Here is a 14,323-nt window from a genome sequence, read left to right as displayed (position 1 = left end):
CTCCAGAGCACGCCGGAGTCGTCCGCGATCCGGAGATCGCCCTCCCCGACAGGACCCCTGCGATGACGCACCTCCCCTCCGGCCGCTCCCTGACCGCCTCCGTCGCGGCGCTCGCCGCCACGAGCGCGCTCCTGCTGGGCTCGCTGCCCGCCGCCGCGGTCGAGGCCCCGCCCGCGGCGTCCTCCGCCGTCGCCTCCGCCGCGGTCCTCCGTGCCGGCGAGCAGCTCGCGCGCGGCGAGCGCCTGGTGTCCCCCGACGGCGCCTCCTCCCTCGTGATGCAGACCGACGGCAATGCCGTGGTCTACGCCGCCGGCGGCCGTCCCACCTGGGCCTCGGGCACGCAGGGGCGCGGCGACAGCCTGCGGATGCAGGACGACGGCAACCTCGTCGTGTACGCCGCGGACGGGCGCCCGGTCTGGGCGAGCGGCACGGTGGCCGACCCGGGCGGCGAGCTGCGGATGCAGGACGACGGCAATCTCGTGATCTACCGCCGCAGCGGCTCGGCCGCGTGGGCCAGCAGCATCGGCGGCCGGATCGACGAGCCGCGCACCGACACCCTCCGCCGCGGCAGCACCCTCTACGCGGGGAACCGGCTCGCCACCCAGGGAGGCACCACGGCGGTGATGCAGGCGGACGGCAACCTCGTGGTCTACGGGCAGGGCGGGGCTCTCTGGGCGAGCGGCACCCGCGGCCGGGGCAACGTCCTCCGGATGCAGGACGACGGGAACGCCGTGGTCTACACCGCGGACGGCGCGCCCCTGTGGGCCTCGGACACGTCCGGCGAGCCGGGCGCCACGATGGTCCTCCGCGAGGGCGATCTCCGGATCGCGGACGACTCCGGCGTGCTCTGGAGCAGTGCCGCGCTCGTCGTGCGCGACTCGCTCTCCCCGAGCGGCCTCGTCGTCGCGGGCACACGGCTGACCTCGGCGAGCGGGCAGTGGCGGGCCGAGATGCAGCGCGACGGCAACTTCGTCGTCTACGGGCCGAGCGGCGCGGACTGGGCGACGAACACCTCCTCCGCCTCCGGCGCCGCCTTCTCGATGAGCTCCGAGGGCCGGCTCGACGTGGCCGACTCCCGGATCCTCTGGCTGCGGTTCCCGAGGATCTCCTTCGGCATCGGCCAGAGCGGCGTCGTCGCGCCCTACCGCCTCGTGCTGCAGGACGACGGCCGCCTCGTCGAGTACGACGGCATCGGACGGGCCGTCTGGGCCAGCCGGGGCTGACGCGCGACGCATGATGGAGGGGTGAGCGACCCCGGCGACTTCATCCGCTCGGCCCTGGAGTACGAGGGCGACGTCTGGCGCGCGCAGGACGTGCGCGAGCGCCTGGGAGCAGCGCTCGACTCGACAGGCGCCTCGGTCGGGGCGGTCCGCGGCACCGTCCGCGACGCGCTGAGGAAGTTCCGCTCGCTCGAGCACGACGACGTGACAGCCCTCTCCTCCGAGCTGTGGGAGCCGGCGGTGTTCGAGCCGCGGCTGGCGGCCGTCGTGCTGCTGCAGTCCCGAGCCGAGTGGCTGCGCGGCTCCGACCTCACCCGGCTCGAGGGCTTCGTCCGCGACTCCCGCGTGGACGAGCTGAGCGACCCGCTGGCCCGCGACGTCGTCGCTCCGCTCCTGGCCGGGCTACGCGGTGCGGCGCGGACCCGGGCGGACGCGGTCCTCGACCGCTGGGAGGCGGAGGGCGGGCGCCTGGCGCGCGCGGCCTCCCTGGCGCGGGCCTCGGTCCCGACGGAGCACGGCTGAACGGCCGCTCGGACCGACCGCCCCGCGGAGCCGGACGCCTGCTCAGGCGGCCCGGTGCTCCTGAGCCGCCGTGCTGTCCGCCACCCGGATCCGCGTGTCGAACTCCAGCCCGGGATCGACCCGGTGCGCGATCAGGACCACCGTCCGCCCCTCGGCGGCGCGGAGCAGATCCCCGAGCAGAGCGTCGGCCATGGGAGCGTCCACCGACGCCGTCGGCTCGTCCAGCACCAGGACGCGGAAATCGGCCAGGAGTGCGCGTGCGAGGGCGATCCGCTGAGCCTGGCCGCCCGAGACGAGCGAGCCCCGCTCCCCCACCCGCGCGTCGAGCCCGCCGCGTGCAGCAAGCCAGCTGCCTAGCCCGACCCGCTCCAGCACCGCCTCGAGCACGGCGCCATCGGCCTCGGGCCGCGCGAAGAGGAGGTTCTGCCGGATCGTGTCGTCGAAGAGGTACGGCTGCTGCTCCACGAGCCCGACCCGCTTCCGCACCTCCGCCTGCGGCAGCGTGCGCGCCTCGACTCCGCCCAGGAGGTAGCTGCCGGAGTGGTCGAGGAAGCGCACCAGAGCGTGCGCGAGCGTGGTCTTCCCGGACCCGCTGCCGCCGGTGACGAGGACGCGCGCACCCTCCGGCAGGTCGAGCGAGACGCCCCGCAGCGCGGGCGTGTGCGCGCCGGGCCAGCTCACCGACAGGTCGCGCAGGACGATGCCGGCGCCCCGGGGAGCCGGGGCATCCGGGTCCACGTCCGCGTCGGTCGCGAGCGCCGGCGACGCCGCCTCGGCGTCCAGATCGGCCAGGCGCTGAGCGCTCGAGAGCGCGGTGCGCGCCGCCTGCACGGCGAGCGGCGCGGCGGCGGCGACCTCGAAGACCGCGAGCGGCACGAGCGCGACGACTCCCAGCGCCGGACCGCCGAGGTCGCCGATCGCCGGGATCCCGAGCGCGAGGCCCGCCCAGACCGCACCGCCCGAGCAGAGGGCGAGGACGGCCGCGGCCAGTCCGGCGGAGGCCGCCCGCCGACGCGCCGCCCGGGCGAGCGACTCCTCCGCGCGTGCCACGTCCGCCAGAGCGTCACCCGCCGCATCGAAGGCGATGAGCACGTCGAGGCGGGTGACCAGCAGGTTGAGGCGCTCGGCGAGCTCCCCGCGCAGCGGCGCCAGCTCGCGATCCGCCTGCGCGGAGAGCCGGCCGGCGCCCAGGGCCCCACCGGCGAAGGCGAGGACCAGCAGCGCCAGCAGCACGGCGCCCATCGCCGGCAGCAGCAGCCAGACGCCGACCACCGAGACCGCAGCGACCAGCGCCGCGACGACCAGCGGCTGCACGACGCGCAGCGGCACGTCCTGCTGGGCGTCGACGTCCGCCACCACCCGGGAGACCAGGTCGCCACGGCGAACGCGGCCCAGCCCGTCCGGCGCGACCGGCACCAGGCGCTCGTAGACGCCCGCCCGGAGCTCCGCGAGCGCGCGGAAGGCGGCGTCGTGGCCGGTCAGCCGCTCGAGGTAGCGGAAGAAGGCCCGCGCCAGCGCGAAGGCCCGCACGCCCACGACGGCCATGGAGAGGAACAGGATCGGCGGCTGCTCGGCCGCGCGGACGATCAGCCAGGCGGAGCAGGCCAGCAGCGCCACGACGGCGGAGGAGGAGAGCAGCCCGAAGGACAGACCCGGCAGGAAGCGGCGCGGCCCGGGCATCGCGGCGCGGAGGACGTCGGAGCGGTTCACCTCGCGACCGCCTCCGCCGGCGCCAAGGCGATCACGGCGTCGGCCGCCGCGACGGTCGCGGGCCGGTGGCTGGCGACGACGACGATCGTCCCGCTCTCCGCCAGCGACCTGAGTCCGGCGAGCAGCGCCCGCTCGGACTCGTCGTCGAGGGCGGCGGTCGGCTCGTCCAGGGCCAGCACCGCGCACCCGCGCTCGAGCAGGCGGTGCACGGCGCGGGCGACGGCGACGCGGGCGCTCTGCCCGCCCGAGAGGCCCGTCCCCTCGGCGTCGAGCCGGCGCTCGGGGTCCACGTCGACGGCGGCGATCGCCAGGGCCCGCCGCACGCGCTCGGGGTCCGGCGAGAGTGCTCCGAGCCCGACGGCGGAGGCGACGCTCCCCGGGAGAAGGTCGGGCCGCTGGCCCGCCCAGGCGAGCGTCGACCGCAGATCCGCGACCGGCGACCCGCCGAGCAGCAGCGTGCCCGAGAAGGGCACGAAGCCCGCGAGCGCGGCGATCAGCGTCGACTTCCCGGACCCGCTGGGCCCGGTCACCACGGTGATCGACCCGACGGGGAGCACCGCGTCGACAGGAGCGAGCGTCCGCCCGCGTCCGTCGTCGACCGCGAGACCCCGCAGCTCGAGCGCCCCCGTCGCCGCCGGGGCCTTCCCGCGAGCGGGCAGGGCCGCCGCGCGCTCGAGGACGGCGAAGGCGCGGTCCGCCGCCTGCACCCCGTCCGCCGCCGCATGGAACTCGGCACCGACCTGGCGCACCGGCAGGAACACGTCCGGCGCCAGCACCAGGACGAACAGCCCGACGGCCAGCCCCAGCGAGCCGTCGACGAGCCGCAGCCCGATCGAGACGGCGACCAGCGCGACCGAGAGCGAGCCGGCGAGCTCCAGCACGAAGCCGCTGACGAAGGTCACCCGTAGCACCTTCATCGTGTGCACGCGGTAGTCCTCGGTCAGCGCGCGGATCCGCGTCGCCTGCCGCTCGGCCCGCCCGAAGATCTTGAGTGTTGCGAGGCCGCCGACGGTGTCGACGAAGCCGGACGCGAGCGCCTGCAGCCGCTCCCACTGCCGCGCCTGCACGGCCTGGGTCGCCCAGCCGATCAGCACCATGAACACCGGGATGAGCGGCAGGGTCACCACCAGGAACACCGCGCTGAGCGGATCGGCGAGGAAGACCACGAGCGTCAGGAGCGGCGTCGCCACCGCGGTGGCGATCAGCTGCGGGAGGTAGCGGGCGAAGTAGCCGTCGAGGGAGTCCAGTCCGCCGCCCAGCAGCGCGACGACCCCGCCCGAGCCCCCTTCGGAGCGGCCCGCCGGGCCGAGCTCGACCAGTGCGGCGAGGACCGCCTGCCGCAGCTGCGCCTTCGCTCCTGCTCCTCCGCGCACCGCGTTCACCTCGGTCGCCCAGGCGAGAGCCGCCCGCGCCGCGACGACCGCGAGCAGGGCGGCCAGCAGCGGCGCGAGATCGTCGGCGCTCCTCCCGTCGACCGCACCGGCCACCAGCTGCGCCACGAGCCACGCGAAGGCGACGATCGCCAGGGTCCTCGCCAGCGCGAGCACCCCGCCGAGCAGGAGGAACACGCGGGCCGCCCGGGCGTAGCGGAGCAGGCGCGGATCGAGGGGCTTCACGTCAGTGGGCGTCGACCGGGATGTGCGCGCGGCTGATGCGCTTGCGGAAGATCCAGTAGGTCCAGGCCTGGTAGCCGACGATGAGCGGCACGAACACCAGGGCGGTCCAACTCATGACCGTCAGCGTATAGGGCGTGCTGGAGGCGTTCTCGATCGTCAGCCCGTAGGCGGGGACGTTCGAGGCCGGCATCACCGCGGGGAACAGCGTCGCGAAGAGGGCGAGCACGGCGAGCGCGATGGTGCCGGCCAGCAGCGCGAAGGCGCGTCCCTCCCGGCCCCGCGTGATGGCGAGCCAGCCGCCGACGAGGGTCGCGGCCGCGCCCGCCGAGAGCGCCCAGGAGGCGGTGCTCCCCTGGCCGAGGTTGGTCCAGGCCAGGAAGACCGCGGCGACGACCACGGTGAGCAGCCCCGCGCGGGTCGCCAGGCGGCGCGCACGCTCGCGGATCTCCCCCTCCGTCTTCAGGGCGACGAAGACGACTCCGTGCGTGAAGAAGAGCAGGAGGGTCGTCGCTCCGCCCAGGAGCGCGTAGGGGTTCAGCAGGTCCAGGACGGTGCCGGTGAAGTTGTGGTCGGCGTCCATCGGGACGCCCTGCACGATGTTCGCGAAGGCCACGCCCCAGAGGAAGGCGGGCACCGCGGAGCCGACGACGATCATCGTGTCGAAGCGCCGCTTCCACTGTGCCTCCGGACGCTGGTGACGGTACTCGAACGAGACGCCGCGGGCGATCAGCGCGAGCAGGATGAGCAGAAGCGGCAGGTAGAACCCGCTGAAGAGCGTGGCGTACCACTCCGGGAACGCGGCGAACAGGGCGGCGCCGGCGACGATCACCCACGTCTCGTTGAGGTCCCACACCGGGCCGATCGTGTTGATCAGCACGCGGCGGTCGGTGTCGTCGCGCCCGAGGAACGGGAGCGACATGCCGACGCCGAAGTCGAACCCGTCGAGGACGAAGTAGCCGATGAAGAAGAACGCGACGATCCAGAACCAGAGAACGGCGAGATCCATGAGGGGTGCCTCCTAGTAGACGGTGCCGACGAGCTGCGGGCGACCGCTCTCCTCGTCGACCTCGGGAGCGTCGTCGGGGCCGGCCTGCGCGGCCCGCTTGATCAGGCGGAACTCGACCACGGCGAGCGTGCCGTAGATCGCGGTGAAGGCGAGCAGCGAGATCAGGACCTCGAGGCCGCTCACTCCGGGCGAGACTCCGTCGGCGGTCTTCAGCAGTCCGAACACGAGCCACGGCTGGCGGCCCATCTCGGTGAAGACCCAGCCCACGATCATCGCCATCAGCGGCAGCGGGGCGGCCCAGATCGCGACCTTCCACATCCACTGCTTCGGCTCGCGGCCCTTCCGCGTGAACCAGAGGCCGGCCGCGGCGATGCCGATGGCCAGGACGCCGAGGGCCATCATCCAGCGGAACGACCAGTAGGTGACCCAGATGATCGGCGTGTAGTCGCCGGGTCCGTAGACCTGGGTGTACTGCGCCTGGAGGTCGTTGATGCCTTCGACCGTGCCGGTGAAGGTGTGCGTCGAGAGGAAGGAGAGCAGGTAGGGGATGCGGATCGAGAACAGCTCGCTCGAGCCGTCCGGCGTGCCCCAGGTGAAGACGGAGAAGGAGGCGTCGACGCCCGTGGAGGTCCTGTAGAGCGCCTCCGCGGCCGCCATCTTCATCGGCTGCGTGTCGACCATCGCGAGGCCGAGCGAGTCGCCGGTGAACAGGGTCAGGCCGCCGCTGACGAGCATCATCCAGGCGCCGAACCTCAGCGCGGGGCGCATGGTCTCGAGGTGCTGGTTCCGCGAGAGGTGGTAGGCCGCGACGCTGATGATGACGGCGGCCGAGACCATGAAGCAGGCGAAGATCGTGTGCGGGAACGCGGCGAGAGCGACCTTGTTGGTGAGGAGCGCCCAGATGTCGGTGAGCTCCGCGCGGCCCTTGGTCTCGTTGATGCGGAAGCCGACCGGGTTCTGCATGAACGCGTTCGCGGCGATGATGAAGTAGGCCGAGAGCGTGGTGCCGAGCGTGGTCAGCCAGATGGTGGCCAGGTGCAGCTTCTCGGGCAGCTTGTCCCAGCCGAAGATCCAGAGGCCGATGAAGGTCGCCTCGAGGAAGAAGGCGAGCAGGCCCTCGAACGCCAGCGGGGCCCCGAAGACGTCGCCGACGAAGCGGGAGTAGTCGCTCCAGTTCATCCCGAACTGGAACTCCTGGACGATCCCGGTCACGACGCCCATCGCGAAGTTGATCAGGAAGAGCTTCCCGAAGAACTTCGTCAGCTGCAGGTAGTGCACCTTCCCGGTGCGCACCCAGCAGGTCTGGAAGATCGCGACGGTGAGCGCCATGCCGATCGTGAGCGGCACGAACAGGAAGTGGTAGATCGTCGTCAGACCGAACTGCCATCTCGACAGCAGGAGCGGGTCCAGGAGTTCGTTCACAGCTCCGAGAGTAGGTCGGCGGAAGGGGTCCGACGGCCTCCGATCCCAGTACTGGGGCGGATGTGCGGCCTTCCGCGAGCTCCTGGCGGCACCCTTTCCGGGGTGGCCCCGGACGCCCCTCCGAGCGCTCCCGCCGACCGGTCGCTCGACGTCGAGACAGTCCCTCTCGACGTCGAGGGAATCCCCCGCGCGGCGACTGCCGAGCGGGGCTCGCCTCCGGCGGACCAGCCGCCGCCGGCCTCTCGACGCCGAGCGATCAGGCGGGCGACGGAGCGCTGAGACTTCCTCTCACGGGCCTTCAGCGGATTCCCAGGCGCACATCCGCGAGATCGGTTCTGGGAAACCGTTCAAGAGACTCCCGGGGCCGATGCCGAGGCGCCGTCGGCGGGCGCCCCGCGGTCAGCCGGCGTCGACGCGCGAGCGGGAGCCGGAGAACCAGGCGGGCGCCTGGAAGCCGTACTTCAGCACGGGCAGGTCGCGGGTGAGGCGCCAGTAGCCCAGTGCTGCCGCGACGCCTATCCCGCAGACCAGGAGCGGCACGACCGGCCCGATGACGTCGAGCCAGCGCTCTCCGTCGAAGAGCAGCAGGGCGCTCGTGGCGAGCGAGACGAAGAAGACGTGCACCACGTACACCGGGAGCGTGTTGCGGCCGATGAAGGTGATCCAGCCCGCGCCGCGCCGGTTCGAGAGGAAGCGGGCGACCACGAGCCCGGCGAGGACCGCCAGCACGCTCACCAGGACCAGCCCGATCGTCAGCAGCGGGAAGCGGGCGCGGACGGCGAGGATCACGCCGGCGAGCACGAGGAACAGCACGCCGAAGCCGACTCCGCTGAGGATCCCGCGGCGCTCCACGAACGCGATCACCGCGTTCCGCAGGTAGAGGCCGAGCAGGAAGAACATCAGGTAGCGGGCCATGCCGTCCCAGGCGATGTTCCCGGTGCCCTCGGAGGTGCTGGAGCGGACGGCGTACCAGACCACGGCGATCGCGGTCGCGATGCCGATCTGCACCCGCCAGTCGATCCGGCCCTGCGCGAGCTTGGCGGCCACGAAGAAGATCGTGAGCGCGTAGAGGAACCAGAGCCCGTTGTGCGGCATCACCGGCTGGAGGAGCAGCGCGAGCGGGTCGGACTCGTCGGTGCCGCCCGGGTTGGGCACCACCAGGAAGAAGAGGAACCGCACCACGGACCAGAGCAGGAAGGCCCAGACCAGCAGGCTCAGCCGCGAACGCCAGAGCTCCGGCCACGACCGGGTGAGCACGGAGCCGGCGAACAGCCCCGAGGCGAGGAAGAACAGCGGCATCCGGAAGGTGATGAGGAGGAGGTTGATCTCGTTCCACGAGTCGGGGGCGATCCCGGCCGTCGTGGTCCACTGCACGGAGTGGGCCAGGGCGACCAGGATGATCGCGATGCCCTTCGCCGTGTCCACCCAGGTGATGCGTGCGCGTGCCATGAGTCCTCGTCGTGATCGTCCATCGGAAGTCGGCCGGCGGCGACGATGGCGATGGCGATGTGCAAGTGTTGCACGGCTGTGCATCCTCTGTGATGTTCTGCACGGATCCGATCACGGCGATCCGGTGACGGAGAGACGGCCACCGGGTGCGCGGGTCCTCGGACGGCCGCATCGTGGACGACGCGCCCCCGCCGATGCCCGAGGATCGAGCCATGACTCGAGCGACGCCCTCCGGCTCCGCCCCCGGCCCCCGCCGCATCCGCCTCCGCCTCCTGGTCGCGCTGCTGGTGCTCGCGCTGGTCCTCGCCAGCGCGGGCATCGCCCTCTCGCTCGCCTCGCGGAGCGGAGGCGCGGGCGCTCCGGCCGCGAGCTCCCCCGACCCCGGCCCGACCTCCTCCGTCGACATGGCCGAGCGCGTCGCCGGTCTCGAGAAGCGCTTCGCCGCCGGGTTCCCGCAGCACAGCATCGTCCTCACGGGCAGCTCCACGATCGGCCGCTGGACGACCTCCAAGGAGGACCTGCGTCCGCTCGAGACCTACAACATCGGGATCGGCGGCACGACCGTCGCCGATCACCTCGCGTGGCTGGACCGCATGGTCGCCCCCTTCGATCCCCGCGCCGTGATCGTGTACGTGGGAGCGAACGACATCAGCGGCGAGGAGGGCTCGCGCACCGGCGCCCAGACCGCCGGCGCCGTCGTCGAGTACCTCCAGCGCGTGGAGGAGGTCGCCCCCGACGCCGAGCTGTTCTACGTCGAGATCGCGGAGACGCCCGCCCGCGCCTCCGTCGGCGCCGAGGTCCGCGCCGCCAACACCGCGGTCAGCGCCTACGCCGAGACGGACGACCGCGTCACCTTCGTCCCCACCGCCGACGCGCTCGTCACTCCCGACGGCTCTGTCGACCCCTCCCTCTTCGTCGACGACGGCCTGCACTTCGACGAGGTCGGCTACGCCCGGTTCTCGGAGGCGGTCCGCGCGGTGGTCCTGCCCGCTCTGGAGTGAACCGGCGGGCCGACGCGCTGCAGCCCCGCTCGACGTGAGCGGCCCGGGGACACCGCGCCCGGAGCCCCCAGTGTTGACCCTGAAGGGGGACACGGCCCCTCCGCCGCGCGCGCCTATCCTGGCCCCGCGTCATCGCCGACAGCGCCCTCTGCACCGCCGCAGACCGCCGCTCGCTCAGCAGCGCCGACCGTCTCGGAGTCACCGATGCCCCGCTCGAGGATCCGCCCCCGCGGTCTCGCCCTGCTCACCGTCCTGGCGATAACGGCCGCCGCGCTCGTCGCCGGGCCCGCGGGTCCGGCGTCCGCCGCTCCCGTCGTGCCCGCCGGCTTCACCGACTCGCGGGTGGCGGCCGTCCCCGCGCCGACCGCCCTCGCCTTCACGACCGACGGGCGCACCCTCGTCTCCTCGCAGACCGGAGCGATCCGGGTGATCCGCGCCGGCGGCCTGGTCGCCACTCCGGCCCTCGACCTGCGCTCGAAGGTCTGCGCCAACGGCGAGCGCGGTGTGCTCGGCCTCGCGGTCGACCCGGCACCGGGCTCGCGCACCGTCGTCGTCTACTACACCGCGAAGGGCTCCGACTCCTCCTGCCCGACCAACGCCGGCGGCACGGTGAACCCCGCGGGAGCCCCGCGCAACCGCGTCTCCTCGTTCCAGCTCGGCACCGACGACCGCATCGACCCGGCCTCCGAGCGCGTCCTCCTCGACGGCATCTACTCTCCCGCGAGCAACCACAACGGCGGCGACCTCGCCATCGGCAAGGACGGCCTGCTCTACGTCAGCGTCGGCGACGGCGGCTGCGACTACCGCGGCGGAGTCGGCTCGCCGGGCGGCAGCGGCTGCGGCGGCCGGAACGACGCCGCCCGCGACCCGAACATCCTGAACGGCAAGATCCTCCGGATCACCCTCACCGGGGGCGTCCCGGCCGGCAACCCCTACCTGGGCACCGGGACCGCCTCCTGCCGGCTCGCCCCGGCCGCCGAGGGCCTGCGCTGCCGCGAGACCTTCGCGAGCGGCCTGCGCAATCCGTTCCGGATGGCCTTCGACCCGAACGCGACCGGCACCGTCTTCCGCATCAACGACGTGGGCCAGGACGCCTGGGAGGAGATCGACCAGGGCGTCGCCGGCGCCGACTACGGCTGGAACACCCGTGAGGGCCACTGCGCGAAGACCGGCTCGGCCTCGAACTGCGGAGCCGCGGCGCCCGCCGGGCTCACCGACCCGGTCCACGACTACGCGCACAGCAGCGGCTGCGCCTCGATCACGGGCGGCGCCTACGTCCCCCGCGGCGTCTGGCCGGCCGCCTACGACGGCGCGTACCTCTTCGGCGACTACGTGTGCGGGAAGATCCGGACCCTCGGCCGCACCGGCGCGGCCGGCGACCTCGTGACCGGCCTCGGCGGCAGCAGCGCCGTCGCCATGGCCTTCGGTCCCTCGCGCGGGACCCAGGACCTCTTCTACACCAGCTACGCGAACGGCGGCGAGGTCCGGCGCCTCGCCTACACCGCCGCGGCGAACCGCGCCCCGACCGCGGCCCTCACCGCCGCCCCCTCCTCCGGCGCGGCTCCTCTCGCCGCGCGGCTGAACGGCTCGGGCAGCAGCGACCCGGAGGGCGGTGCCCTGACCTACCTGTGGTCGTTCGGCGACGGCACCCCCGACCGCATCACGACCGGCCCGACCTTCACCCACAGTTACGCCGCCGGCAGCTGGACCGCGTCCCTCCGCGTCCGCGATCCGAAGGGAGCCGTCTCCGCCCCCGCGACGACGAGGATCACCTCGGGCGGCAGTGCCCCGACGGTGAGCATCACCGCACCCGCCGACGGAGGGATGTTCGTCACGGGCCGGAGCTACGGCCTCCGCGCCACGGCGACCGACGCCGAGGACGGCGTCCTGCCCGCCTCGGCGCTCACCTGGACGGTCCAGCGCCGCCACGCTCAGCACACGCATCCCTTCCTCGGGCCGCTGACGGGGAACGACCTCTCCTTCGTCGCCCCCGGCCCGGAGGACCTCGCCGCCGCCGCGGACAGCGACCTCCTGATCAGCGTCACCGCGACTGACTCGAGCGGAGTGTCGACGACGGCGACGCGGACGTTCTCCCCGCAGAAGGTGGCCGTCACCCTGGCCACCGCTCCCGCCGGCCGGACGGTCGTCGTCAACGGCACCGAGGTCGCCGGAGGCACGACCGTCGTCTCGTGGGCGGGCTCGGCCCTCCAGCTGGAGGTCCCGGACCAGACCGACGCGTCGGGCACGGCCTACCGGTTCTCGTCCTGGTCGGACGGCGGCGCCGCCTCGCACAGCGTCGTCACTCCCGGGAGCAGCACCACGCTGACCGCGACCCTCGTCTCCGCCGGGCTCCCCGGCGCTCCGACCGCCGTCACCGCCACGGCGGGCTCGGACGGCACGGCGACGCTCGCGTGGTCGCCCCCCGCGGGGACCGGTGGCTCGGCGGTCACCGGCTACCGGGTGTCGCGCGACGGGTCCGACACGAGCGGAGCCGGAGCCTGGAGCGCCGTGGTCGCCGCGACCAAGCGCTCGCAGACCTTCACGAAGCTGGTCCCGGGCCGCAGCTACACCCTCTCGGTGCAGGCGGTCACGGCGAACGGCACCGGCCCGGCGGCCTCCGCGCTCGTCGCCGTCCCCTGACCGCCCGGCGTCCACCGGCCTCCCGGGCGCAGCCCTGCCGCCGCCCAGCCGTGCGCCCCTACGATCGAGCCATGCCGAGCATCCGGAGCCGCCGTCGGCCCCAGCCCCCGATCGAGTCCCCGGCGGGCGGGGGCGCCCGGTGAACGACACCCTCACCGGGATCCTGGACTTCGTCGTCAGCGTCCCCCCGGTCTGGCGGACGCTCCTCGCCGGACTCGCGATCTTCTTCGAGACCACGATCCTGGCGGGCCTCGTCGTCCCCGGCGACACGATCGTGATCGTCAGCGCGACCGGCGTGACCAGCCCGCTGCAGTTCGCGGCGCTGGCCGTCACGGTCGTCATCGGCGCCCTCTGCGGCGAGTCCGTCGGCTTCTACCTCGGCCGCTGGTTCGGGCCGCGGATCCGCGCGTCGCGCCTGGGACGCCGGCTCGGCGAGAAGAACTGGCTGAAGGCCGAGCGCTACCTCGCGCGGCGCGGCGGGTTCGCCGTGTTCCTCTCGCGCTTCCTGCCGGTGCTGCACTCGCTGATCCCGCTGACGGTGGGGATGAGCGGGATGCGCTATCGGACCTTCATGGCCTGGACGATCCCGGCGTGCGTGCTCTGGTCGTCCGCCTACGTCGGCGTCGGCGCGGCCGCGGCGGGCAGCTACCGGGAACTGTCGGAGAGCCTGCACGGCGCCGGCTACGTCTTCGTGGGCGTCATCGTCGTCTTCGCCCTGCTCGTGCTCCTCGGGAAGAAGCTCCTGAACAGAGCGGAGGCGCGTCACCTCGACGAGTGACGCGCCTCCGGGCGTGGATCCGGGGAGGATCAGTCGACGAGACCCGCCGACTTCAGCCACTCGCCCGCGATCGCGGACGCGGACTTCTGCTCGTTGACGCTCTCGGAGTTGAGGGCGACGAGGTCGTCCGCCGTGAGCTTCGCGCTGACCGCGTTCAGCACCTCGGCCGCGTCGTCCGTGATCTTGCTCGAGACGATCGGCACGACGTTGTCGGCCACGAACAGTCCGTCCGGGTCCTCGAGAGCGACGAGGTCGTTCTTCTGGATGTTCGGGTCGGCCGTGTAGACGTTCGCCAGCTGGATCTGGTCGCTGGTGAGCGCGTCGACGGTGGTCGATCCGCCGCTGTCCTCGATCGCCTGGAAGGTGGTCGTGATGCCGTACTTCGACTGCAGGGTGTCGGGCCCGTAGGGGCGCGTCTGCAGCTCGGAGTTGCCGCCGACCACGATCGGGTCGGTGACGTTCTTGAGCGACGCGATGTCGGTCAGGTCCCACTTGTCGGCGAAGGCCTGGGTGACGGTGTACGAGTTCTGGTCGCTGGCCTCGGCGGCGTCGAGGGCGCGGAGGCCGTCGGGCAGCGCGTCGCCGAGCGCGGAGTACACGTCGTCGGCGGTGGTGGCCGTCGCGTCGGGCTCGAGCGCCTGCAGGAGGCTGCCGTCGTACTCCGGGAAGACGTCGATGGATCCGCTCTCGATCTCGGGCAGGTAGATCTCGCGCTGGCCGATGCGCAGCTGGCGGTCGACGGTGAAGCCGTCGTTCTCCAGCGCCTGCGCGTAGATCTCGGCGAGGATCTCGTTCGAGTAGTAGTCCTGCGAGCCGACCACGATGGTCTCGCTGCCCGCAGTCGCACCCGATCCCTCATCGAGCGGATCGCTCGAGGAACACCCTGCCAGTGCCACGACGGCACCGACCGCGAGTGCGCTGAGCGCGACACGGCCCTTCGTGAAATGTGCTGTGAACAT

The 14,323-nt window shown here is 73.1% G+C and carries 10 protein-coding genes and 1 pseudogene; 5 read left to right on the top strand and 6 right to left on the bottom strand.

The window, feature by feature from the left end; all coding sequences use genetic code 11:
• Positions 1 to 1,223: pseudogene (locus tag C5C37_RS17405) on the top strand (hypothetical protein); the annotation flags it as partial.
• A 21-nt stretch (positions 1,224 to 1,244) separates the two neighbouring features.
• Positions 1,245 to 1,742 (top strand): DNA alkylation repair protein, encoded by a 498-nt coding sequence (locus C5C37_RS04805; RefSeq protein ID WP_104338542.1) that lies wholly within the window; start codon positions 1,245 to 1,247, stop codon positions 1,740 to 1,742.
• 42 nt (positions 1,743 to 1,784) lie between these two features.
• Here the strand turns inward: C5C37_RS04805 and cydC are convergent, their stop codons facing one another.
• From cydC to C5C37_RS04780, 5 genes are all read right to left on the bottom strand, one after another.
• A complete protein-coding gene (gene cydC, locus C5C37_RS04800; protein ID WP_104338541.1) occupies positions 1,785 to 3,452 on the bottom strand; it encodes a thiol reductant ABC exporter subunit CydC in 1,668 nt (555 codons plus the stop codon).
• The gene (gene cydD, locus C5C37_RS04795) at positions 3,449 to 5,068 is read right to left on the bottom strand and encodes a thiol reductant ABC exporter subunit CydD (protein WP_104263597.1); all 1,620 of its coding nucleotides are present in this window, start codon (positions 5,066 to 5,068) and stop codon (positions 3,449 to 3,451) included. Before cydD ends, cydC begins: the two co-directional genes overlap by 4 nt.
• Position 5,069: 1 nt before the next feature.
• Positions 5,070 to 6,074 (bottom strand): cytochrome d ubiquinol oxidase subunit II, encoded by a 1,005-nt coding sequence (cydB, locus tag C5C37_RS04790; RefSeq protein WP_104263596.1) that lies wholly within the window; start codon positions 6,072 to 6,074, stop codon positions 5,070 to 5,072.
• Between the two features lie 12 nt (positions 6,075 to 6,086).
• Entirely contained in the window at positions 6,087 to 7,496 is a 1,410-nt protein-coding gene (locus C5C37_RS04785; protein WP_104261744.1) for a cytochrome ubiquinol oxidase subunit I, read from the bottom strand.
• Between the two features lie 399 nt (positions 7,497 to 7,895).
• Positions 7,896 to 8,945, bottom strand: coding sequence for an acyltransferase family protein (locus C5C37_RS04780; protein WP_181127369.1), 1,050 nt, complete (start codon positions 8,943 to 8,945; stop codon positions 7,896 to 7,898).
• 212 nt (positions 8,946 to 9,157) lie between these two features.
• Between C5C37_RS04780 and C5C37_RS04775 the strand changes: the two genes are divergently transcribed.
• The 3 genes from C5C37_RS04775 to C5C37_RS04765 all read left to right on the top strand — a co-directional run bounded on the left by C5C37_RS04775 (position 9,158) and on the right by C5C37_RS04765 (position 13,364).
• On the top strand, positions 9,158 to 9,946 hold the full coding sequence (locus C5C37_RS04775) for a GDSL-type esterase/lipase family protein (RefSeq protein WP_146085185.1): 789 nt from the start codon (positions 9,158 to 9,160) through the stop codon (positions 9,944 to 9,946).
• A gap of 204 nt (positions 9,947 to 10,150) precedes the next feature.
• Positions 10,151 to 12,586: a PQQ-dependent sugar dehydrogenase gene (locus C5C37_RS04770; RefSeq protein ID WP_104338539.1), complete on the top strand. Its 2,436-nt coding sequence runs from the start codon at positions 10,151 to 10,153 to the stop codon at positions 12,584 to 12,586.
• Positions 12,587 to 12,725: 139 nt separating this feature from the next.
• The gene (locus C5C37_RS04765) at positions 12,726 to 13,364 is read left to right on the top strand and encodes a DedA family protein (RefSeq protein ID WP_104223112.1); all 639 of its coding nucleotides are present in this window, start codon (positions 12,726 to 12,728) and stop codon (positions 13,362 to 13,364) included.
• Positions 13,365 to 13,393: 29 nt separating this feature from the next.
• Here C5C37_RS04765 and C5C37_RS04760 read toward each other — a convergent pair whose 3' ends face one another.
• Positions 13,394 to 14,323 (bottom strand): ABC transporter substrate-binding protein, encoded by a 930-nt coding sequence (locus tag C5C37_RS04760; RefSeq protein ID WP_104223111.1) that lies wholly within the window; start codon positions 14,321 to 14,323, stop codon positions 13,394 to 13,396.

The organism is Rathayibacter sp. AY1F9 (assembly GCF_002932155.1).
In the GTDB taxonomy this organism is placed as follows: Bacteria; Actinomycetota; Actinomycetes; order Actinomycetales; family Microbacteriaceae; genus Rathayibacter.
This window is presented reverse-complemented; position numbering and strand designations above follow the sequence as displayed.